Raw genomic sequence first — 19278 nt, 5'->3', positions numbered from 1 at the left:
CTCATACTCTCTTTTTCGGCGCGGGCCAGTTGTGGGTCTCTTCGGTCGCATCGCGGCACCAGCGGAAGAAGGCATCGTAGAGAAGCATTCCGGCCTCGAGCTGCTCCAGATCGTCGGAATACATTCTCGAGAGGCCGAGCGAGGCGGCAAGCAGACCGGATGCCTCGGGCGCGAGATCGAGCCTGGCCGTATCCGCCGCCCTGACGATCCGCGCCAGGCGCAAGAGCGGTTCGGAGGCCAGGCCGAACTCCTCGACCATCACGTCGAAGGTGCAGAGCTCGCCACGATGGCTCCAGAACACGTCCTCGATATCGAAGGGCGCAGCCCCGAAGCGCTCGCCGACGGCGACAACTTCAGGCGCCGGCACGAACAGGAAGACGGCATTCGGATCGACGAAACGCCGAATCAGCCAGGGACAGGCAATGCGGTCGATTTTTGGCCGCGCCCGTGTCACCCAGACGGTGCGTCCCTGCCCGTCGCGACGCGGCAGCTTCGCCTCGGGCACGACGGGTCCCGCCGCGACCCAGGCTTCGAAGCCGCCTTCGAGGCTTTCCGCCTCGATCCCGGCATGCCTGAGATAGGCGGCGACACCATGGCTGAGTTTGGCGCCCCTGTGGCAGACCACGACGACGGCATCGGCATTGATGCTATCAGCCCAGGACGCAACCTCGGCGTGGTCGCGCCGGATCGAGCCCGGCACCAGGCGCGGATCGAGCCCGAAATCCTCGTCCGTGCGGACGTCGATGATGCAGGGCGCCCCAGGAGTACCAATGAGGCGGCTGAGCTTGTCGGGAGAAATTTCGAGAAATGACGGCATGACGCGTCCTCCGTTGATCGGGTTTACCGGACGCGATTCTTCAGCATGACGCCTCGTGGGGTGATCGCGACCCCAGATCCAAAGCATTGGCAAAGACACCCCGTCCTGTCAAGAACGACGCTTCCGCTGCGGTTATGCCCGTCTATACGGCGGCTGTGCTGTGCGTATGACAGCACGATCTCCTCAGGCGTCATCCCCGCAATTGCCTTTTGCTTTCCGCTCAAGAAGCCGCTCCAGGCTCAAAAATCCCGCCAACACAGGCACTTCGGCCCCAGAATGGAACAAAAGTCCCACTGATCCATTACTTCATCACCGAAAGAGGAGAAAGTACCATGTCGTACGACCCCAATAATGCCAACGATCCGAACCGCCCGCTGAACCCGAACCTGGATCTGCGCACGACGCCGACGACGCGCAGCAGCAATACGTGGGTTGTTTGGGTTGCTGCATTGGCCGTGATCGCTGTTGCTGCATTCGCCTATTCGCAGTGGAGCAGCACACCTCCCGGCACTTCGCCGGATACGACAGCCTCCACGACCCAGTCCGAGCCGGCCCCGGCTAAGCCGATCGCTCCGACCGATAACAGCGCAACGCCTGCTCCGGCACCCGCACCGGCTACCCCGCCGGCCGCTCCTGCTCAGCAGTAACCGCTGCCGGTCGAAAGGAGCCGCGCTAGATACCTCCTTGGCGCGTCCGGCCAGGACACGCCAAGGAGGATCTATGCATCGAAGATGCGTATGATCCTAAGGTGACCGCAATCTCAGAGTGACGCGCGGGCACGAGCTTCTTTTGTGCGGCCGCCCCTTGAATAACCGCAATCGGCACTTATTTAGAGATTATTAAATTTGTCTCTGACGGCTGACCACGGATGTACTGGCAGCCGTCATTGAGACAGATCGAGGAAGGTCGGTGCGAGTTTCGCCCGGCCTTTTTTCTTGTTCTCGTCACCAACTCCGAACCAGTCCGGCTACCTGCCTTTATTGATTTCTTGCCGTCGGACCCTTAAGGCTCTGCCGGTCTGGAAAAGCGGTCTCGGCTACCGGAGGTCTTGTAACTGCCGCCGGAATGGCTCTCCATCGTGTCGACATCGCCGCCATCGGTCCGGACCGGGCCGGCGCTTTCGCAGGCTCGATTGGTCGAGCGACGCTGGGATTCAAAGGCTAGTTGGGGATTCTGTTATAGAAAGACTGAGGATCGTAGACGCACTCATGGTCGAGGAGGCAGATCTTGCCGTCCGCGTCTCTCACTCGCGCAGTGTCGTATTTGTCCCCCAGATTGCACCTCGCCGGCGGATAACGAAAGCTGCGGCCGCCGAATCCCATGCGCACGAAGACCCGCTTTTCCTGCTGAATGACGCGTCGGAGTTCCGCGCAGCTGTGGTCCCTGGCATTGACTTCCACCGTCTCGGCGGCAAAGGCTGCCGACGACAGCGATAACGCGACGGCCACGACGACACTTTTCATGGGTAACTCCTGAATGGGAGGGCTGAAGTAGGGCGCTCGGCCCAGAGGGCCAGTAGGGAATTCGCCTGCACCGCGTCGGAGCAGGAATTCCCGCCCGCTCTCATTCAAAGCGACCATCGCCTGACGTGTGGTGCCTGGTGATGCGATGCCCCTCCATCCGCAATCCATCTGTTGTTACCCTTATTGCCGCACGATCCGCACCGCAGCCTTGGCGTCGGCATGCCGATCATCGTACTGGCGCCGAACCGTCGCGCGAGCTCCGAATGGTCGATCCAGGCTTCGTGACAGCATGCCACGCACCTCGCGCTGAGGCTCTCCCCTTTCTTGACCTCGGCCAATGTCAGCTGATCCCCGCCATGGGCCGTGGCCCTTCTCGCAGGTTTGGTCGAGCCCAGTCCTGAAGCCCCTCGTCGGCTGCCTTCGTTGACTGAGTAGCCGGCGTCGGCGCCAGACCTGACAAGGTCGATGCCCTTCTGGTGCTTCATGGTACAAGACGCTCTTTCTGAGCCTTCAAGCGGCGCACGATATTTTTCGACATCAGACTGCTGGCGATAAGGAGCTGATCTCTCAAGAAGTTGGCGTCGGCCAGCAGGTTGCGATAGTAGCGAGCGCATAGCTTTTATGTGCTCGCAAAATAGGGGCAGCCAGATCCACTTCTGAAGGTGGCCAACCGGTTACGGCGGCCCCGATGCTAAAGCCAGGCTGCTCTGACATGACATTTCCCTGGCATTGAGGCTCCGGGTTCAAGGAGTTTCGCTCCCATTTGTCAATGGTTCTCAAAGAGTTAAGACAGTTGCCGCATTGTCAGGGGAAATTGTAAAGCGAGGCGGGATCATAGACGCAGGCATAATCAAGGACGCACTGCCGCCCTTCAGCATCGCGGAAACTCGCCGTGCTGCGCTTGTCGCCCAGGCTGCATTGCGCCGGCGGATACCGAAAACTGCGCCCGCCAAAACCGACTCGAACGAAGACCTTCTTATTCTGACGGATGATCTGCGCAATCTCGCCGCAGCTATGTGCGCTCGCTTTGACTTCCATCACGCCGCCAGCAAGAGCCGGCGACGACAGCGACAAGGCAACGGCAAAGACGACGCTTTTCATGAAACCCTCCAGCTTCGGAGAAGAACATAGGGCAAGCGTGTCGGTGCAGCCAGTATCAACCAGATCTTCCGTTTCTGGAACGATTTCCATCAAACCGGAAGCCCGGTCCGAATTTAAAAATCTCGATCTTTTCAAGAAGATTGGTGGGTGATGTAGGGCTCGAACCTACGACCCGCTGATTAAGAGTCAGCTGCTCTACCAACTGAGCTAATCACCCGTTCGCGCTTGGCTGCGCGGTGTGACGGGGCGTATAAACAGGATCGGCAGGCTTGTCCAGCGCATCAGCGAAAATTCTTTGGTTAATCTCAAAGATTTTTCCGCAGCGCCGAAATGCGGCGCACAATCCTAAAAATCGGAAACGATCTCCGCGAGGGATGATGCGCCAATTCAAGGTGATAGAGCGTCCCGCCTGCCGGAGCGCGGCGCTCTCATAAACTCAAAGATCGAGTGTGCCACTCGCCAGTCGCACCGCCTGGCCGCCGATCCGCGCGTTGGAAATCGTCCCGCCTTCGACATCGATATGCAGGTGGATGAAGGACGGACGGCCCATCTCGACGCCCTGCTCGATCATGATCGGGTGGTGCCCGTCGGTCAGCCGGTCAAAATGGCGGATTGCGCCGGAGAGAGCGGCCGCCGCCGCCCCGGTGGCCGGATCCTCGACGATGCCCATGCCGCTGGCGAACATGCGCGCATGGAACTTCGCCACGTGGTTGACGCCGCCGCGGCAATAGACATAGGCCGAGGCCAGCGCGCCATCGACGAAGGGCACGATCTTTTCCCAAAGCTGCGGATCGAATTCCACCCGCTGCGCCGTGCCGACATCGTGCACCGGAATGAGCAGAAACGGAACGCCGGCGCTCCAGACCGACGGAACGTGGTTTTCGAAGCCGATTTCGGTGACCTTCAACGACAGCGCATCGGCAATACCGAGCTTGTCGAGCGGCATGACGGCCTGCTGCGATTTGCGCGGCAGGTCAAATTCGGCAAAGCTCGCCTCGCCCTGCCTCAGCCGCACGGCGCAACGCACCGGCCCGACATTTTCCTCAAGCACCATGACGAGATCGAGCGCCGCTGCGCCATGAGCCCGCTCGGCCAGCGCCACCGCCGTGCCGACTGTGGGATGACCGGCAAAGGGCAGCTCGCGGCCCGGCGTGAAGATTCTGAGCTTCGCCGCGTAGGCGGGATTGGTTGAAGGCTGCACGAAAACCGTTTCGGAGAGATTGATCTCCCGGGTGATCGCCTGCATCGCCTCGTCGCTGAGATTGTCGCCGTCGAAAACCACCGCCAGCGGATTGCCCGCAAGCTTTCGATCGGTGAACACGTCATAGACGCTGTAGCTTCGCGCCACATCGGCCTCCTTGAATCGATCGTCGCGCCGCCAACCTGCCCGACCATGCGACCGAGTGCAAGGCGCTAACTCGGGTAAGAACAACCCGTCTCCGGCACGAGACGTCGGCAGCCCGCAATTTGCGCGGGATCGTTAATGAAAATCGATTTTTTCTCGGAAGCGCTTGACGAGCGTGGTACCCCCGAAAGGGGCCTCGAAGGACGAGGGCGGCCTCCGATTGCCGCGCCCTATGCGCCACTCTTCCCGAAATACCAGTCAATCACCGGCAGCATGGAGATGTTATACGGATACGCGTCACGATCAGCCGAACGGATCGCCACCGCACCCGCGATCTCCTTGTCTTCGGCGACCAGCATGTGGGCCTCGATCCGATCGACCATCTCGTCTGCCGTCAGGTCGAAACGGAAGAGCCTCAGCAACGTCACCGTACGCCTGGCGTGGCTGGAAAAGAGCTGCTGCCCCGCCACCGAATCGGAAAGATTGAGGCCGGTTTCCTCGAGAACCTCGCGGCGCATATTGGCTTCGATGTCGCAGCGCCCGTTGAAGATATCCTCGGGTTCCAGCGAGCCGGCGGCGAAATAGACCTGGCCGGGATTGGCGGTGTGCGCACCCATGCGGATCGCAACCAGCGCGCCGTCGGAGCTTTCGAGCACGGGATAGGCGAAGATGTGCAGCCCGCCTTGGCGTTGGGGCTGGCGGCGCCAGTACATGAAGGCGGAAAAGGGCGTGACGTAGCCCTCACCCGAAATTCCTTCCTTACCGAGCGACAGCCGCTGCTGGAAAATCAGCCGCCCATCGAAGAGCGCCGGGTTGGCGGCGATCTCCCTCACCCAATTCTCGCGGATCGCCGTCTCCTCGGCGGCGACGAAAGGATGAGTGCCGGGCAGGACGCGGAGATCAACGCCGGCGATGGGGAAGACCGTGTTCTCCGGCGGCCAGCCGGCGAAATCATCGGGAAAATCGGCGTTCGGAAAATTTCTGCTCAAATTCGTTTTCATGTTCGCTTTCAGGGGAGATCCAGTGTCATGATGACGGGGCAATGGTCGGAGGCCTTCGGCCGGTCCCAGCCGGTACGGGGATAACGCTCCACCTCCTGCCCCGGCGGGAAGATGGTGCGGTAGGGTTGGCCGCTGCGGATGATCTCGGGCAGGCGGCCGGCATTATGGGCGGCAAGTGCGGGCGAAAGCCAGATATAATCGAGCTGGCAGAGGTGCTGCTCCTGCGGCCCGCGCGCATGATAAAGCGTCCAGCGGTCGAGGGGCTGACGACGGCGGACGACATTTTCCGCAAAACTGTCATGGCTGAAGACGTCGAGCGCGCTTTCGGTCTCCGCCTGATGCTCGAAATGATAACCGGTGCCGCGCCGCCCAACGACGGCGACGCGCTCCTGATAGTCGTTCATGTCGCCGCAGATCGCAAAGCTCTTCGAGGCGGTGTGGCCGGCGCCGAAGCGGTCCTCGATGATGCGACGCACGGCGCGCGCCTCGGCGCGACGGAGCGGCAGTGTCGATTGCCGCCCGTCCAGCCCGTCGCGCGGATTGCCCATCGACTTGAAATGCACAACATAGAGCGAGAAAGGCCTGCCGCCGATCAGGAGGTCGAGCTCCAGGCAGTCGCGCTTGAAGATCTTGTCGTCGATACGGTTGGTAAGCGCCAGTTCCTCGTCGAAGAGATCGAAATCGCGATAGGTCGTCATCGCGTGACTTCTGATATCCCTGAGTTCGATCTTCTGGCCATCGCGCGTTTCCTCGCGCATCAGCACGGCGACATCGATTCCGCGGCTGTCATTGCCCTCGACCAGGAATTTCTGCCGATAGCCGTTTCCGACCATGCGGAAGAGATAGCCGTATTCGAACGCCTGAAGAGCGGCCATATTGTCGATTTCCTGCAGGCAGAGGATATCGGCGTCGGCATCGGCGATCGCCAGCGCCGTCATCTGCCTCGTATCATCGGTGGCGGCGATCACGCGCGCCTGCTCGAGCTGCTGATAGACGCCCTCGCTGTTCACCTCGAAAAGCTTGATGACGCGGTCCTGGCGAAGCTGGTTGCGAAAACCCGTAAAATCGAAACGGGTGAGCAGGTTTTCGACGTTGAAAGTGGCGAGGCGAAGCGACATGGAATGAGTCCGGTTGCGCGCAGTACCTTATCCGGCAATCGCTGCAGGAAAAGGTGGCGGGCCGAGAAAATTGCGGACAAACGCCCCTCTTGCCGCCCCCGGATGCGATTATCTCGATCAGAGCCGCCACCCCGCGCGGATGACGACACGCACGGCTTCTCCGGCCTCGACGACGACGCGGCTGTAGGCGCGCAGCGTCTGGCCGTTGCCGAGCGTCAGTTTGACGGCGTAGCGCTCGCCCTCGAAAAGCACGGATTCGACGGTCGCGGGAGCGCCCTCGCCGCCGATGATCACATCCTCCGGCCGCACCAGAATATCGGCGCCATCGATATTGGCCGCCTGCAGCGCATCCTGCAACTCATCCCACTCCAGATGGCGTTCGCCGCCCATCACAGGCAGCGTCAGGATCGCGCCGCGCCCGATCAGCCCGCCGACAATGCGGCCGTCCGGCCGGGCATAGATTTCGGCCGGCGATGCCACCTGCAGCAGCCGGCCCTCCGACATGACGGCGACGTCGGTCGCGAGCGCCATCGCCTCGCTCTGATCGTGGGTGACGTAAATCATCGTCGCGCCCGAGCGCTGGTGGAACTCGCGGAAGGTCTCCTCCATCTCCTGCTTCAGGTGCCGGTCGAGATTGGCGAGCGGCTCATCGAGCAGCACGACGTCAGGCGACGTCACCAGGCAGCGGGCGAGCGCCACTCGCTGGCGCTGGCCGCCGGAGAGATCGGCCGGCCGCCGCCCGGCGTAATCGGCGAGCCGGACGGTGGAGAGCGCGTCCTGTACTTTCGCCCGGTAGGCCTCACCCGAGATGCCGTGCACCTTGAGGGGATAGCCGACATTGTCGGCCACGCTCATATGCGGCCAGAGCGCATAGGATTGGAAGACCATCGCCATATTGCGCTTTTCCGGCGGCAGCGATTGCGCCGCATCGGCAAGCAGCCGCTCCCCGAGATGGATCGAGCCGTCGGAAGGCGCCTCGAAACCGGCGATCATCCGCAGCACCGTCGTCTTGCCGCAGCCGGAAGGCCCGAGCAGCGCCAGGAAACCGCCCTCGCGCACATCGAGCGAAAAACCGCTGACGGCCGCCCTTCCGGTGCCGAAATCCTTGGCCACCTGATTGAGGGTCAGTTGCGCCATGGGACCACCCCTTTCGGAAGGCGTTTGGCCAGAAGCTCGAGCAGCAGCATCATGACGACGACCATGAGCACGACGAGCACTGAGAGCGCCGAAGCAAGGTCGGAACTGCCGCTGTCATCGAGATTGTAGATCGCGACGCCGAGCGTCTGGGTGCCGGCCGACCAGAGCAGCGCCGAGATCGTCAGCTCGTTGCAGGCGATCAGGAAGACGAGGATGACCGAGGCGCCGACGGCGGGCGCAATCAGCGGCACGATGATATCGAAGAGTCGGCGGACGAAGCCGGCGCCGGAAAGCCGTGCGGCCTCTTCCAGCGCTGGATCGAGCTGGTGGAAGGCGGTGATCAGCGGCTTTAGGCTGACGGCGAAAAAGGAGGAGAAATAGGCGATCAGGATGATCCAGATCGTGCCGTAAAGCGAGATGTTGAGGACCGGGACGGGTGCGGCGAAGACCAGGATGAAGGCGACCGCCAAGACGATGCCGGGCAGCGAATAGGGTATCTCGATCAGGCTGGCGACGATGCGCGACGCCAGGTCTCTGCGCCGCGTCAGCACATAAGCCGCAAGCACCGTTACGACGAGCAGACCAAGCGCGGTGGCGCCGGCAAGCGACAGCGAATTGACAAAGGCCGTGCGCGTGACCGCCTGCCGGAATAGGATCTCCTGAAGGGCATGCAGCGACATGGTCTTGAAGGTGAGCGGCACGCCATAGGCCGGCACCAGCGCGCCGGCGACGAGCGCGGAGAAGGGTGCGGCCAGCATGAAGAACAGGATCGCCCAGAGAAGCGGCGTGGCAAGGAAGCGCCAGCGGCCGAGCTGGAAAGCGGCACTTGCCCCTGACAGGCCGATGACACGATAGTCCCGGCCTCTGAGCGCCCGGTCCTGGATCATCAGCCCTGCGACCGAGATCATCGCGATGATGCCCGAGAGCACGGCGACATCGCCGAAGGTGCGGCTGGTGAAGGCTGAGAATTTGGTGAAGATGAGCGTCGGCAGCGTATAGATCGAGGCCGGGATGCCGAGAATGGCGGGAATGCCGAAATTGCCGGTGCAGGAGACGAAGGAGATTGCCGCCCCGGCGATGATGCCGGGCAGCGACAGCGGCAGGATGATGTCGCGGAACACCCTGAGGCTCGAGGCGCCGGAAAGCCGCGCGGCCTCGACACCGTCGCGCGGCAGCGTCATCAGCCCGGCCCTGAGCGCCAGATAGACCAGCGGCGCATGCTGCACGCCATAGAGCAGCGCGATGCCGCCCACCGAATAGAGCGGCTGCGGCGACCCCAGCGGCGGCGCAAGCGAGAGCGCCTTCAACAACGGGCTCGACGGCCCCGACATCTGCACCCAGGCAAGCGCCGTCACCTGCGGCGGGATCATCATCGGCAGCACGAAGAAGAAGCTGAGCGGCCCTTTGCCGGGAAGATCGGTCAGCGTCAGCAGGAAGGCGAAGAGGCAGCCGATGAGAAGCGAGATGATCGTGCCCAAGACCGCGGTGACGATGGTGTAATAGGTGGCCTGCCAGAGCGACGGTTCGCTCAGCACATCGATGACGCCGCCGTTGGCGAAGGCCGCAATGCCGACCATGGCGAGGCGGGCGAGCGGCAGCACGCTGAGGATCAGGACTGATATGACGATAAAAGGAAACAGCCAGGCGGGCTGGCTGTTTCCCGATCTCACATAACCATGCATGGAAGGATCAGTTCGAACCGTAAATGCCCGAGAAGGTCTTCAGATCCTGATCGGTATTTTTCAGAGCTTCCTCCGCCTTGATCGGCAGCACCTTGATGGCGTCGCGCGCCGGGAAACCCTCCGGCAGCTTCATGTCGTTGCGGGCCGGGATATAGCCGAGCTTGAGGAAGCCTTCCTGGCCCTTTTCCGAGAGCACGTAATCGACGAATTTCTTCGCCGCCTCCGCATTCTTGGTGCTGGCGAGAATGCCGACCGGCTCGGTGACGGCGGAAACGCCTTCGCTCGGGAAGACGAACTCGACGGGCGCGCCCTTGGCCTTCTCGCGGATCGGCAGGTAATCGACGACCATGCCGTAAGCCTTTTCGCCCGAGGCGACCGACTTCAGCACGGCGCCGTTGCCGCCGGCGACAATCGCGCCGTTTGCCTGAAGCGCCTTGTAAAAGTCCCAGCCGAGGCCGGGAACGGCAGCCAGTGTCTGGGCGTGGATGAGCGCCGCACCCGAGGCGAGCGGGCTCGGCATGGTGACGAGGCCCTTGGCCTCCGGCTTGGTCAGGTCCTTCCAGCCCGCGGGCTTCATGCCGGCCGAGGTGTTGTACATGATGCCTGTCGTGATCAGCTTGGTCGAGTAATAGTAGCCGTCGGCGTCATAGAGACTGGCGTCGTATTGCGCGGCTTCCGGCGACTTGTAGGCGAGCAGCTTGCCGTCTTGCTTCAAGCGCTCCAGCGTCACCATGTCGGCGATGAGCAGAAGGTCGGCGACCGGGTTGCCGGCCTGGATCTCGGCCTGGAGCTTGGCGATGATCTTCGGCGTGCCGTCGCGCACCCAGTCGACCTTGATATCGGGATTGGCGACCATGAAGCCATCGACCGTCGCCTGCGCATCCTCGTTCGGCTGGCTGGTGTAGAGAACGAGGTTTGCGGCCGAGGTCGGAATGGCAAAAAAGCTCGCGGCGAGAAGAGCAGCGGCGGAAACGATCGTCTTCATGGGAGGGGTCCTCGGGATTGCGTCACCCTCCCTTATTAGGGGTCGTTGACAGGTATGTGACAGGACGCAGCGGCTGCGCTGCGCCCTGTGCTGCTGAATTGCCGTCACCCTTCAGAGAGACGTTACTTCGCGGCCTCTTCGATGAGCTCCGCCACCTTCTGCGGCTGCGAAACCATCACGACGTGGGATGCGCCATCGACCACGACGGTCAGCTTGGACCCTGCCCGCTCGGCCATGAAGCCAAGAGCTGCGGCCGGGATGTTCTTGTCGCTGGTGCCGTAGACAAACCATGACGGCAGTTTCTTCCAGGCAGGCTCGCCGGATTTTTCGGTCAGGGCCGCTTCGGTGATCGGCCGCTGGGCCGCCGCCATCAGGGCAGCCTGCTCAGCCGGCACGTCGCTGGCGAACTGGTCATGGAACTTGGTCTGGTCTATGGAAAGATCGACGCCGCCTGCACTGAGCTTCACCGGAACCGCCAGCGCTCCGCTCAGCGTACCGCCGGGAAACTTGCCGGCGAGATCCGCAACCGATTCCCCTGCCTCCGGCGCGAAGGCCGCGACATAGACCAGGGACTTGACGTTGTCATGGCCGTTCGCGGCGGTCGAGATCACCTGCCCTCCATAGGAATGGCCGACCAAGACGACGGGGCCGGCAATGCTGCCGACGACATCGGAAACATAGGCGGCGTCGCCGGAAACGCTACGCAGCGGATTGGCGGCAGCAACGACCGGGAAACCGTCCTTGCGCAGGATCTCGACCACGCCGTTCCAGCTGGATGAATCGGCAAAGGCGCCGTGAACGAGAACGACGGTAGGTTTGGCCGACTGAGCGACGGCAGCCCCGGAAAGAAGAGCGCCCGCCAGGGCGACGACTGCAGCAAACTTGAACATGGGTCATTTCCTTTCGTCGGTTGAAGTTCAAAGGAGCCGAACTGGTACGTTCGCGTGCCTTCAAGTTTCCAAATCGGAATCTAATTTGTGGACGATTTATTTGTGTGCGATATAAATAACCCTCATCGTTCACGTCGTCAATAGCTTGCAAACAGATCGTGCGCAAATTATATTAAGCGCAGAGGAGAACGTGATGAAAGACACGCCATCGAATGGTGTTGCCGACGTGCCGAAGATCGATGAATTGCTTTGCTTTTCAATCTATTCGGCAGGCCACGCCTTCAATCAGCTTTACCGCCCCCTGCTCGACGAGTTGGATCTGACCTATCCGCAATTCCTCGTCATGACCGCCTTGTGGGCGCGCGACGACCGCACGGTGAAGGATCTCGGCGAGACGCTTTTCCTCGATTCCAGCACTCTCACCCCGCTCTTGAAGCGACTGGAAAATGTCGATCTCGTCACTCGCAACCGGAATCCCGCCGACGAGCGCCAGGTGCTTTTGCGCCTGACGCAGAAGGGACAGTCCCTCAAGAGCCGCGCGACCCACGTGTTCGACTGCATCGGCAAAGCCGTCGGTCTCGACGCCGAGACCGTGAGCAAGATTCGCGATACGATCGCTTCGCTCCGCGACAACATTCACAAGAAGAACAAGGACGAGACCTGATCCGCGGCAGCCCCCCGTTGCGTCGTCTCCACGCCAGAACGATTTCCGTCGACAAGCCGATCACATATTGTACGATCTGCCCGCGCCCCAGCGCCGCGCAATTGATCTTAGCCTCGGGCGCCCGCAATCTCGCCGACCCCTCACGCAGGCGTGAACATGCCGCCATTCATGCTATTGCGTCGAGGTACGTCAATCGCGTTTCGATGAAGGAGGAGTTTCAATGGAATATCGTCTGCTCGGCCGTTCCGGCTTGAAGATTTCGACTTTGACCATGGGCACGATGACCTTCGGCGGCGTCGGTTGGGCGAAGATGGTCGGCGATCTCGGCGTCTCCGAGGCGAAGAAGATGATCGACATCTGCATCGATGCCGGCATCAACCTGATCGACACCGCCAACGTCTATTCGTCAGGCGAATGCGAAAATATCATCGGCGAGGCGCTCGCCGGCAAGCGGCCGCAGGGCGTGCTGCTCGCCACCAAAGCCCGCTTCGGCATGGGCGACGGCCCGAACGACCGCGGCCTGTCGCGCCACCACCTGATTCGCGAATGCGAGGCCAGCCTGAAGCGCCTGAAGACCGATGTCATCGACCTCTATCAGGTGCATGAATGGGACGGCCAGACGCCGCTCGAAGAGACGATGGAAGCGCTCGACACGCTGATCCGGCAGGGCAAGGTGCGTTATGTCGGCTGCTCGAACTATTCCGGCTGGCACATCATGAAGGCGCTCGGCATTGCCAACGAACACCGCTACCAACGCTTCGTGAGTCAGCAGATCCATTATACGCTCGAAGCCCGCGACGCCGAATACGAGCTGCTGCCGATTTCGATTGACCAGGGCCTCGGCGTGCTGGTCTGGAGCCCGCTTGCCGGCGGTCTGCTCTCCGGCAAACACCGCCGCAACCAGGCCGCTCCCGAAGGCACGCGCCAGTTCGCCGGCTGGACCGAACCGCCGATCCGCGACGAAAACCGCCTCTGGAACATCGTCGAGACGCTGGTGGCGATCGGCGAGGAACGCGGCGTTTCGGCCGCTCAAGTGGCGCTCGCCTGGCTGGTCGGCCGCAAGGCCGTCACCTCGGTCATCATCGGCGGGCGCACCGAAGCCCAGTTCCGCGACAACATCGCCGCCGCAGAGCTGAAGCTCACCGGAGAGGAGCGCAAGCGTCTCGACGCCGTCAGCCTGCCGCCGGTGATCTATCCCTACTGGCACCAGCTGAACACGGCGAGCGACAGGCTCGGGGAAGCCGACCTCGAGCTTTTTGGCCCACATCTGCAGCAATAGCACCAAGCTGCAAGTCAGCCATTGCACGGCGAAAGACAAGCATGTCGCGCAAAAGTGTTCAGCGGTTTCGCGGGGACGACATGCGTGAAATTAAAAAGCTAAATCGTGGCACCGAATCTGAGGGATCGCGCTGCGATTTAGCCATCACAAAAGATGCGCCTTCGCCGTGTTATCGTGAGGTCCCGCCATTCCCGCGAGGTTCTCATGCTGAAGAATTACAAGGTCTTGAAAGGCACCGCGAGCGCGCTCGCCCTTGATGACGACAACGATCCCCATCTCGAAATCCGCATCGAGGCGAACGGCGTCAGCTACCGCATCGCGCTGAATGTCCGCTCCAAGGAATCGCCGCACGACCTGCTCTATGCCAACGTCGTCGATTTCAAGCACGGGACGCTGACGGAGGCGCTCGAAGCCCTGCCGATGGGCTTGACCGACATCCGCAGGGATCGTCCGGAGCTTGCAATCGATTATGTCCGTAGCGGCCTGATCGAGCGCGAGGACATGAACGTCGCGCCCTTCCAGCTCTCCGGCCCGAAGAACGATCTTCGCGAGTTCATCGAGCCGATCGTCGACGAAGGCATTGCCGATCCCGACATCCATTTCTATGCCTTCGGCGAAGCCTGGGGGGCCGAGCGCAACAAACCCGACCAATATTTCGAATTCGAGCCGGGCAACGGCATCCACGATATCCATATGAACCAGGGAGACAGTGGCGGTTTCAAGGCCACCAACGGGCCCAACCAGGACGGAGCGCTGCTCGTCCATTTCACCGATACCGACGAATGGGCGGCAATCTTCCTCTGCTTCCAGTCGCAGAACTGGAACACCGATGCGGCGACCGGCCATCCGGTTTCGGAAAATCGCGGCGGCCAGGGCCGCGGCGAAGGCACCCGCCGGCCGCAGCCGGTCGTCGCCTCATCCCTGCGCATCATCGCCGCGCTGATCAACCCGGTGAACGGCGCAGGCGGCATCGAGAATGAGACGGTGACGATTATCAACCGTTCCGACATATCGGTATCGCTCGATGGCTGGAAGCTGGAGGACGAAAACGGCCGGACGCAGACGCTGTCGGGAGCGCTTGCCGCAGGCGAGATCCGCACCATCGCGCTCGACGCAGCCGCCGGCGGCCCGCAGCTCGCCAACCGGGGCGGCGACATCATCCTGCGCAACACCGACGGAGCGGTCGCCGACCGCGTCGGCTACGGCAAGAGCGAAACGGCGAACGAGGGCTGGACGACGATTTTTTGATTGTTGTTCCGCCTGGCTGGCTTGCCGAAAGCATGGCAATGGAAGGATAAACCGCTTACCCGTTTCCTCTGAGAGAAGAAGGCGGAAGTAGTTCCCTCCCCTCCCTCGTTGCTGTGCTCGTCACAGGAATCCAGCGTGCCCAAGGACTTGGGCACGAGAGAGTCTTTCACGAATAAGAGTCCATCACGGCGCGGACGCGCCGTCCCTCATTCCTGTGACGAGCACAGGAATGAGGGACGGCGGTGAGTGCCGCGGCGTCTTCTCATCTCTCAAGCAATCACCCACCAATTTCCTCAGCGATCAACCTACCCAACCGACCAATCCCATCCTCGATCATCTGCTCATTCGCGCAGGAGAAGCTGACGCGGAAGGTGTTGGCGCCGGAGCCGTCGGCGAAGAACGCGTTGCCGGGCACGAAGGCGACCTTAGCCGTTTCGAGCGATTTCGCCAGCAGCTTGGCGCCGTCCATGCCTTCCGGCAGCGTGATCCAGATGAACATGCCGCCTTCCGGTTTCGTCCAGCCCGTGCCCTCGGGCATGTACTTCTGGAGCGCTGCCAGCATGCAGTCGCGGCGATGGCTGTAGACCGCTTTGATCTTGGCGACCTGCTTGTTGAAGCCGCGCACGGCGACATCCGATATCGCCATCTGGTTGATCGTCGAGGAATGCAGGTCGGCCGCCTGCTTCATCAGCACCAGCTTGCGGATGACGGGCGCATTGGCGACGATGAAGCCGACGCGAAGGCCGGGCGCGAGGGTCTTGGAGAAGCTGCCGCAATAGATCGTGCGCGTATCGTTGATATGGCCCTTTTCGGCTATTTCGAGCGCCAGGATCGGCGGGATCGGATCGCCATCGTAACGCAGCGACTGATAGGCAGCATCTTCGATGACGGCGACGTCGAGTTCTTCGGCAAGCGCCAACACCTTCTTGCGGCCATCGAGATCGACCGTTTCGCCGGTCGGATTGGAAAAATCCGCCGAGAGATAGGCGAACTTCACCTTGCCGCCGGCAGCGGCCGCGGCAACGCGATAGGATTCGGGTGTCCGGTTGCCGTTCAGCGTCAGTTGGTCGTAGGCCGGTTCATAGGCGTTGAAGGCCTGCAGGGCGCCAAGATAGGTCGGCCAGGTCACGAGCGCGGTATCATTGGGCGACAGGAAGAGCTTGCCGAGATAATCGAGCCCCTGCTGCGAGCCGGAAACGATGAAGACGTTGTCGAGTTCGCAGGGAATGCCGAGCGCCGCCATCTGCCCGGCCAGCCATTCGCGCAGCGGCTTGTATCCTTCGCTGACCGAATATTGCAGCGCCGAGTTGACCGCAGCACCCGAGAAAATATCCGCATAGGCCCGCTGGAATTCGTCGGCTGGAAACAGCGCCGGATCCGGAATGCCGCCAGCAAAGGAAATGATGTCAGGCTGGTCGAGAAGCTTCAGGAGCTCGCGGATTTCGGATGCGCGCATGCGCGACGATCGCGACGCAAACATGGTGTCCCAGTTCAGCATGGAGGTTTCCTCGTATTTTCTATGTCGCCGACAAATCATGCGGCGGAAATTATGTCAATAATGCTGACCTATTTTCTTGTCATGGTGACAAGTCGAAGATCTCATATTCCAAGGCCTTGGTGCAAAATTCGCGAACGTCATTCCCGATAGGAGTGAAATTCCCGAACCGACCGAAGCCTTTCGGGTAATGCTGATGTCGCGGTTTCACTTGATGGTGACGCATCCCTGATCGAAGGCGCTCGGTTCCAAATTTGTTGCTCGACGTCAGCCACCTCAAGCGATTATTCCTCTGATCAAAGCCGAAACCGGCTGCTTCAGACCTTTCCAAAACCGGCTCCGCGGCGGTAGTGTCGCCGCCACCATTTTATTTGCTATCAAGGTGCCAGCAATGACCGTGACGTCGGCCTCTCCTGAAATCAAAATCGAACTCCACAAGTCTCCCGTCTCGGATGCCGACCGCATCCAGGCACTGGAGACGCCCGGCTTCGGGAAGCTCTTCACGGATCACATGGTCCTGGCCCGATGGACGGCCGACAAGGGCTGGCACGACGCGAAGGTTACGCCCAGGCGGCCCTTGGAGCTCGATCCCGCGAGCGCCGTGCTGCACTACGCGCAGGAAATCTTCGAGGGCATGAAAGCCTACAAAGCAGACGATGGCCGGATTCTGCTCTTTCGGCCTGAAGAGAACGCATGCCGCTTCGCGCAGTCGGCGACCCGCATGGCGATGCCTCCTGTGCCCGAAGAACTCTTTTTGAAGGCGGTCGAAGCACTGGTCCGCGTCGACAAGGCCTGGATTCCGTCCGGCGACGCCAGCCTTTACCTCCGCCCCTTCATGTTCGCCAACGAGGCGTTTCTCGGCGTTCGTCCGGCTCAGGAATATGTCTTCTGCATCATCGCCTCTCCGGTCGGCGCCTACTTCAAGGGCGGCGCGAAGGCCGTCTCCCTGTGGGTCGAGACCGAATACACCCGTGCAGCCAACGGCGGCACCGGCGCTGCAAAATGCGGCGGAAATTACGCTGCCAGCCTGGTGGCGCAAGCGGAAGCCGCGAAGAGGGGTTGCGATCAGGTCGTCTTCCTCGATGCCGCGGAGCATCGCTGGGTCGAAGAACTCGGCGGCATGAACGTCTTCTTCGTGATGAATGATGGATCGATGGTGACCCCGCCCCTTGGCGGCACGATCCTGCCGGGCATCACCCGGGCTTCCGTCATCGTGCTCGCCGAAGAAAGGGGCTTGCGCGTGGAGCAGCGTCCCTACTCCTTCGCGGAATGGCAAGAGGATGCCGCCAGTGGCAGGCTCGTCGAAGCCTTCGCTTGCGGCACTGCCGCAGTCCTGGCGGGCATCGGCCTGGTTCGACATGCCGGCGGCGAGTTTCTGGTCGGAGACGGACAGACCGGCAAGCTGACCAGCGAACTGCGCCAGCAGCTCGTCAGTCTGCAGAAGGGCGTAACGAACGATGAGCACGGCTGGACGCGCCTCATCCCGGTCTGAACGTCAGGCTTTCCACGCGAACGGCGGCGCCAACACTGGCATGATAGGCGCCGCTCTCGGCCTCGCCTTCAAAGCAGTCGGGCTGACGCCAATACGATCGTTTACGCGACCACGAGCGCCACGATGCCGGCATCCTGACTTGCGACGCCCGTGTCAAGGATCTCGAACGCGCCGTCTACAGCGCTAAGAAGACTGACCATCATGTGACCCAAGCGCTCGACTGCGGGTGCCAACGCTTCTATCAACGGTCGGGAATGGTAACGGGCATCAGGGACGGCTGAACCGGCACGCACGGACGGCAGCGAATTCAATGGCGAAAATGACGATCTCGCTTCCGAATAATCTGGCGGATTACATCTCGCGCTGTGTCGCAAGCGGCAGATACGACAGCGCCGACGCATTCGTGGCGGAGCTGATCGTGAAGGACCAGGACCACCGTAAGCTCGACGACGACGAACTGCGCGAGATCCTGAGGCAGGCCGAGGAGAGCGGTATCAGCGACCGGCGCATTCACGATATCCTGTTGGAAACGAAGGTGAAGCTGCGTGACATCAACCTATAGGCTGACCCGAACGGCCGACGCCGTACTGTCAGGCATTGACGAGTATGCCAATCTGCATTTCGGCGAGGCGCAGGCGGATGCCTACCTTCTCGACTGGGACCGGATTTTCATACTTCTTTCGCGCGTGCCCTCCATGGGCGACGAGTGTGACGCGCTCGGCGCCGGCCTTCGCCGCCTCCTCCACATGCGCCACGTCGCCTTCTACCGGGAAATACCCGACGGCATACTCGTCATCGACATCATCGGCGCCGACCGACTTGCAGAAAGACATCTCCAATCCAACCGACGACCCCGACCGGCCACCCCCCATGCCCCATAACAGCACCTCCGCCTTCTACGACAACAACGCAGAGATATACGCCAACCGCGCGCGCAGCCTGCCGAAACAGAAGCTCGACGCCTTTCTTGCCCGACTTGCGCCGGGAGCCGCGATCCTCGAACTTGGCTGCGGCGGCGGCCAGGACAGCGCCTACATGCTCTCTCAAGGCTTTGACGTGACGCCAACCGACGGCTCACCCGAACTCGCAGCACAGGCCGAGGCGCGAATCGGCAGGAAGGTCAAGGTCATGCTGTTTGAGGATCTCAACGCCCAGGCCGCGTTCGACGGCGTCTGGGCCGAAGCGAGTCTCCTTCATGTCCCGAGATCGGCCCTGCCCGACATCTTCGCCCGTATTCACCGCGCGCTCAGAACCGGCGGCATCCTCCACGCAAGCTTCAAGTCGGGAGAAGCCGAAGGGCATGATGGCTTCGGGCGCTATTACAACTATCCATCCGCCGATTGGCTGTCGGCGCTTCTGAGGGCAGGCGGCTGGCGCAACCTCGCCGTCGAGGAAAGCGACGGCGGCGGATATGACGGCAAGCCGACCCGCTGGCTCATCGTGAGTGCGCAACGATAAAGGTCGGCGCTTCGTCCCCGTGTTCGGCGGCAGTCTTGGCACCGTCGCCCTTTCAGGCGAAAACGCTGCCCCTCCTTCATTCCTCCGCCTGTCGCAGGCATGA

At 61.7% G+C, this 19278-nt stretch carries 19 protein-coding genes and 1 tRNA gene; 8 read left to right on the top strand and 12 right to left on the bottom strand.

From position 1 onward, the window contains the following. Position 1 precedes the first annotated feature (1 nt). Entirely contained in the window at positions 2-817 is an 816-nt protein-coding gene (locus J7U39_RS05335; RefSeq protein ID WP_210630785.1) for a sulfurtransferase/chromate resistance protein, read from the bottom strand. A gap of 332 nt (positions 818-1149) precedes the next feature. Between J7U39_RS05335 and J7U39_RS05330 the strand changes: the two genes are divergently transcribed. Next, positions 1150-1464, top strand: coding sequence for a hypothetical protein (locus J7U39_RS05330; RefSeq protein WP_210630783.1), 315 nt, complete (start codon positions 1150-1152; stop codon positions 1462-1464). Between the two features lie 513 nt (positions 1465-1977). Here the strand turns inward: J7U39_RS05330 and J7U39_RS05325 are convergent. From J7U39_RS05325 to J7U39_RS05280, 10 genes are all read right to left on the bottom strand, one after another. Further along, entirely contained in the window at positions 1978-2280 is a 303-nt protein-coding gene (locus tag J7U39_RS05325; protein ID WP_210630781.1) for an acid shock protein, read from the bottom strand. 804 nt (positions 2281-3084) lie between these two features. Continuing rightward, positions 3085-3381 carry a hypothetical protein gene (locus J7U39_RS05320; protein WP_210631595.1) on the bottom strand — a complete coding sequence of 99 codons (297 nt, stop codon included), beginning with the start codon at positions 3379-3381 and terminating at the stop codon, positions 3085-3087. A gap of 141 nt (positions 3382-3522) precedes the next feature. Further along, a tRNA-Lys gene (locus tag J7U39_RS05315) sits at positions 3523-3598 on the bottom strand. A gap of 219 nt (positions 3599-3817) precedes the next feature. After that, positions 3818-4729 (bottom strand): PhzF family phenazine biosynthesis protein, encoded by a 912-nt coding sequence (locus J7U39_RS05310; RefSeq protein ID WP_210630779.1) that lies wholly within the window; start codon positions 4727-4729, stop codon positions 3818-3820. Positions 4730-4956: 227 nt separating this feature from the next. Continuing rightward, entirely contained in the window at positions 4957-5727 is a 771-nt protein-coding gene (locus tag J7U39_RS05305) for an NUDIX hydrolase (protein WP_210630777.1), read from the bottom strand. 8 nt (positions 5728-5735) lie between these two features. Continuing rightward, positions 5736-6845, bottom strand: a complete 1110-nt coding sequence (locus J7U39_RS05300) for an endonuclease/exonuclease/phosphatase family protein (protein WP_210630775.1) — start codon at positions 6843-6845, stop codon at positions 5736-5738. Positions 6846-6962: 117 nt separating this feature from the next. Continuing rightward, positions 6963-7982 (bottom strand): ABC transporter ATP-binding protein, encoded by a 1020-nt coding sequence (locus J7U39_RS05295; RefSeq protein WP_210630774.1) that lies wholly within the window; start codon positions 7980-7982, stop codon positions 6963-6965. After that, the gene (locus J7U39_RS05290; protein WP_210630772.1) at positions 7970-9664 is read right to left on the bottom strand and encodes an iron ABC transporter permease; all 1695 of its coding nucleotides are present in this window, start codon (positions 9662-9664) and stop codon (positions 7970-7972) included. The genes J7U39_RS05295 and J7U39_RS05290 overlap by 13 nt, the downstream gene beginning before the upstream one ends. 7 nt (positions 9665-9671) lie before the next feature. Then, the gene (locus J7U39_RS05285; protein WP_210630770.1) at positions 9672-10649 is read right to left on the bottom strand and encodes an ABC transporter substrate-binding protein; all 978 of its coding nucleotides are present in this window, start codon (positions 10647-10649) and stop codon (positions 9672-9674) included. Positions 10650-10771: 122 nt separating this feature from the next. Beyond that, positions 10772-11539 carry an alpha/beta hydrolase gene (locus J7U39_RS05280; protein WP_210630768.1) on the bottom strand — a complete coding sequence of 256 codons (768 nt, stop codon included), beginning with the start codon at positions 11537-11539 and terminating at the stop codon, positions 10772-10774. A gap of 193 nt (positions 11540-11732) precedes the next feature. Here J7U39_RS05280 and J7U39_RS05275 point away from each other — a divergent pair, with 193 nt between their 5' ends. The 3 genes from J7U39_RS05275 to J7U39_RS05265 all read left to right on the top strand — a co-directional run bounded on the left by J7U39_RS05275 (position 11733) and on the right by J7U39_RS05265 (position 14730). After that, positions 11733-12203: a MarR family winged helix-turn-helix transcriptional regulator gene (locus J7U39_RS05275; protein ID WP_210630766.1), complete on the top strand. Its 471-nt coding sequence runs from the start codon at positions 11733-11735 to the stop codon at positions 12201-12203. Between the two features lie 220 nt (positions 12204-12423). Further along, a complete protein-coding gene (locus tag J7U39_RS05270; RefSeq protein WP_210630764.1) occupies positions 12424-13482 on the top strand; it encodes an aldo/keto reductase in 1059 nt (352 codons plus the stop codon). 204 nt (positions 13483-13686) lie between these two features. Next, on the top strand, positions 13687-14730 hold the full coding sequence (locus J7U39_RS05265; RefSeq protein ID WP_210630763.1) for a DUF2278 family protein: 1044 nt from the start codon (positions 13687-13689) through the stop codon (positions 14728-14730). A 277-nt stretch (positions 14731-15007) separates the two neighbouring features. Here J7U39_RS05265 and J7U39_RS05260 read toward each other — a convergent pair whose 3' ends face one another. Continuing rightward, positions 15008-16228: a PLP-dependent aminotransferase family protein gene (locus J7U39_RS05260; RefSeq protein ID WP_210630761.1), complete on the bottom strand. Its 1221-nt coding sequence runs from the start codon at positions 16226-16228 to the stop codon at positions 15008-15010. Positions 16229-16616: 388 nt separating this feature from the next. On the opposite strand from J7U39_RS05260, the gene J7U39_RS05255 reads away from it, so the two are divergent. The 4 genes from J7U39_RS05255 (at position 16617) to J7U39_RS05240 (ending at position 19175) form a co-directional block, all read left to right on the top strand. Then, entirely contained in the window at positions 16617-17717 is a 1101-nt protein-coding gene (locus J7U39_RS05255) for a branched-chain amino acid aminotransferase (protein WP_210630759.1), read from the top strand. A 310-nt stretch (positions 17718-18027) separates the two neighbouring features. Further along, positions 18028-18279 (top strand): transcriptional regulator, encoded by a 252-nt coding sequence (locus tag J7U39_RS05250; RefSeq protein ID WP_210630758.1) that lies wholly within the window; start codon positions 18028-18030, stop codon positions 18277-18279. Further along, positions 18263-18598: a type II toxin-antitoxin system RelE/ParE family toxin gene (locus J7U39_RS05245; protein WP_210630756.1), complete on the top strand. Its 336-nt coding sequence runs from the start codon at positions 18263-18265 to the stop codon at positions 18596-18598. The genes J7U39_RS05250 and J7U39_RS05245 overlap by 17 nt, the downstream gene beginning before the upstream one ends. Further along, a complete protein-coding gene (locus J7U39_RS05240) occupies positions 18588-19175 on the top strand; it encodes a class I SAM-dependent methyltransferase (RefSeq protein ID WP_210630754.1) in 588 nt (195 codons plus the stop codon). Before J7U39_RS05245 ends, J7U39_RS05240 begins: the two co-directional genes overlap by 11 nt. The last annotated feature ends 103 nt before the right edge of the window (positions 19176-19278 follow it).

Origin of the sequence: Rhizobium sp. NLR16a (assembly GCF_017948245.1) — a bacterium.
Taxonomy (GTDB): domain Bacteria; phylum Pseudomonadota; class Alphaproteobacteria; order Rhizobiales; family Rhizobiaceae; genus Rhizobium.
This window is presented reverse-complemented; position numbering and strand designations above follow the sequence as displayed.

Excerpts from the sequence above, each read along its gene's own strand:
- J7U39_RS05335 (WP_210630785.1), bottom strand. The coding sequence starts at position 817 with ATGCCGTCATTTCTCGAAATTTCTCCCGACAAGCTCAGCCGCCTCATT.
- J7U39_RS05330 (WP_210630783.1), top strand. The coding sequence starts at position 1,150 with ATGTCGTACGACCCCAATAATGCCAACGATCCGAACCGCCCGCTGAAC.
- J7U39_RS05325 (WP_210630781.1), bottom strand. The coding sequence starts at position 2,280 with ATGAAAAGTGTCGTCGTGGCCGTCGCGTTATCGCTGTCGTCGGCAGCC.
- J7U39_RS05320 (WP_210631595.1), bottom strand. The coding sequence starts at position 3,381 with ATGAAAAGCGTCGTCTTTGCCGTTGCCTTGTCGCTGTCGTCGCCGGCT.
- J7U39_RS05305 (WP_210630777.1), bottom strand. The coding sequence starts at position 5,727 with ATGAAAACGAATTTGAGCAGAAATTTTCCGAACGCCGATTTTCCCGAT.
- J7U39_RS05300 (WP_210630775.1), bottom strand. The coding sequence starts at position 6,845 with ATGTCGCTTCGCCTCGCCACTTTCAACGTCGAAAACCTGCTCACCCGT.
- J7U39_RS05295 (WP_210630774.1), bottom strand. The coding sequence starts at position 7,982 with ATGGCGCAACTGACCCTCAATCAGGTGGCCAAGGATTTCGGCACCGGA.
- J7U39_RS05290 (WP_210630772.1), bottom strand. The coding sequence starts at position 9,664 with ATGCATGGTTATGTGAGATCGGGAAACAGCCAGCCCGCCTGGCTGTTT.
- J7U39_RS05285 (WP_210630770.1), bottom strand. The coding sequence starts at position 10,649 with ATGAAGACGATCGTTTCCGCCGCTGCTCTTCTCGCCGCGAGCTTTTTT.
- J7U39_RS05280 (WP_210630768.1), bottom strand. The coding sequence starts at position 11,539 with ATGTTCAAGTTTGCTGCAGTCGTCGCCCTGGCGGGCGCTCTTCTTTCC.
- J7U39_RS05275 (WP_210630766.1), top strand. The coding sequence starts at position 11,733 with ATGAAAGACACGCCATCGAATGGTGTTGCCGACGTGCCGAAGATCGAT.
- J7U39_RS05270 (WP_210630764.1), top strand. The coding sequence starts at position 12,424 with ATGGAATATCGTCTGCTCGGCCGTTCCGGCTTGAAGATTTCGACTTTG.
- J7U39_RS05265 (WP_210630763.1), top strand. The coding sequence starts at position 13,687 with ATGCTGAAGAATTACAAGGTCTTGAAAGGCACCGCGAGCGCGCTCGCC.
- J7U39_RS05260 (WP_210630761.1), bottom strand. The coding sequence starts at position 16,228 with ATGCTGAACTGGGACACCATGTTTGCGTCGCGATCGTCGCGCATGCGC.
- J7U39_RS05255 (WP_210630759.1), top strand. The coding sequence starts at position 16,617 with ATGACCGTGACGTCGGCCTCTCCTGAAATCAAAATCGAACTCCACAAG.
- J7U39_RS05250 (WP_210630758.1), top strand. The coding sequence starts at position 18,028 with ATGGCGAAAATGACGATCTCGCTTCCGAATAATCTGGCGGATTACATC.
- J7U39_RS05240 (WP_210630754.1), top strand. The coding sequence starts at position 18,588 with ATGCCCCATAACAGCACCTCCGCCTTCTACGACAACAACGCAGAGATA.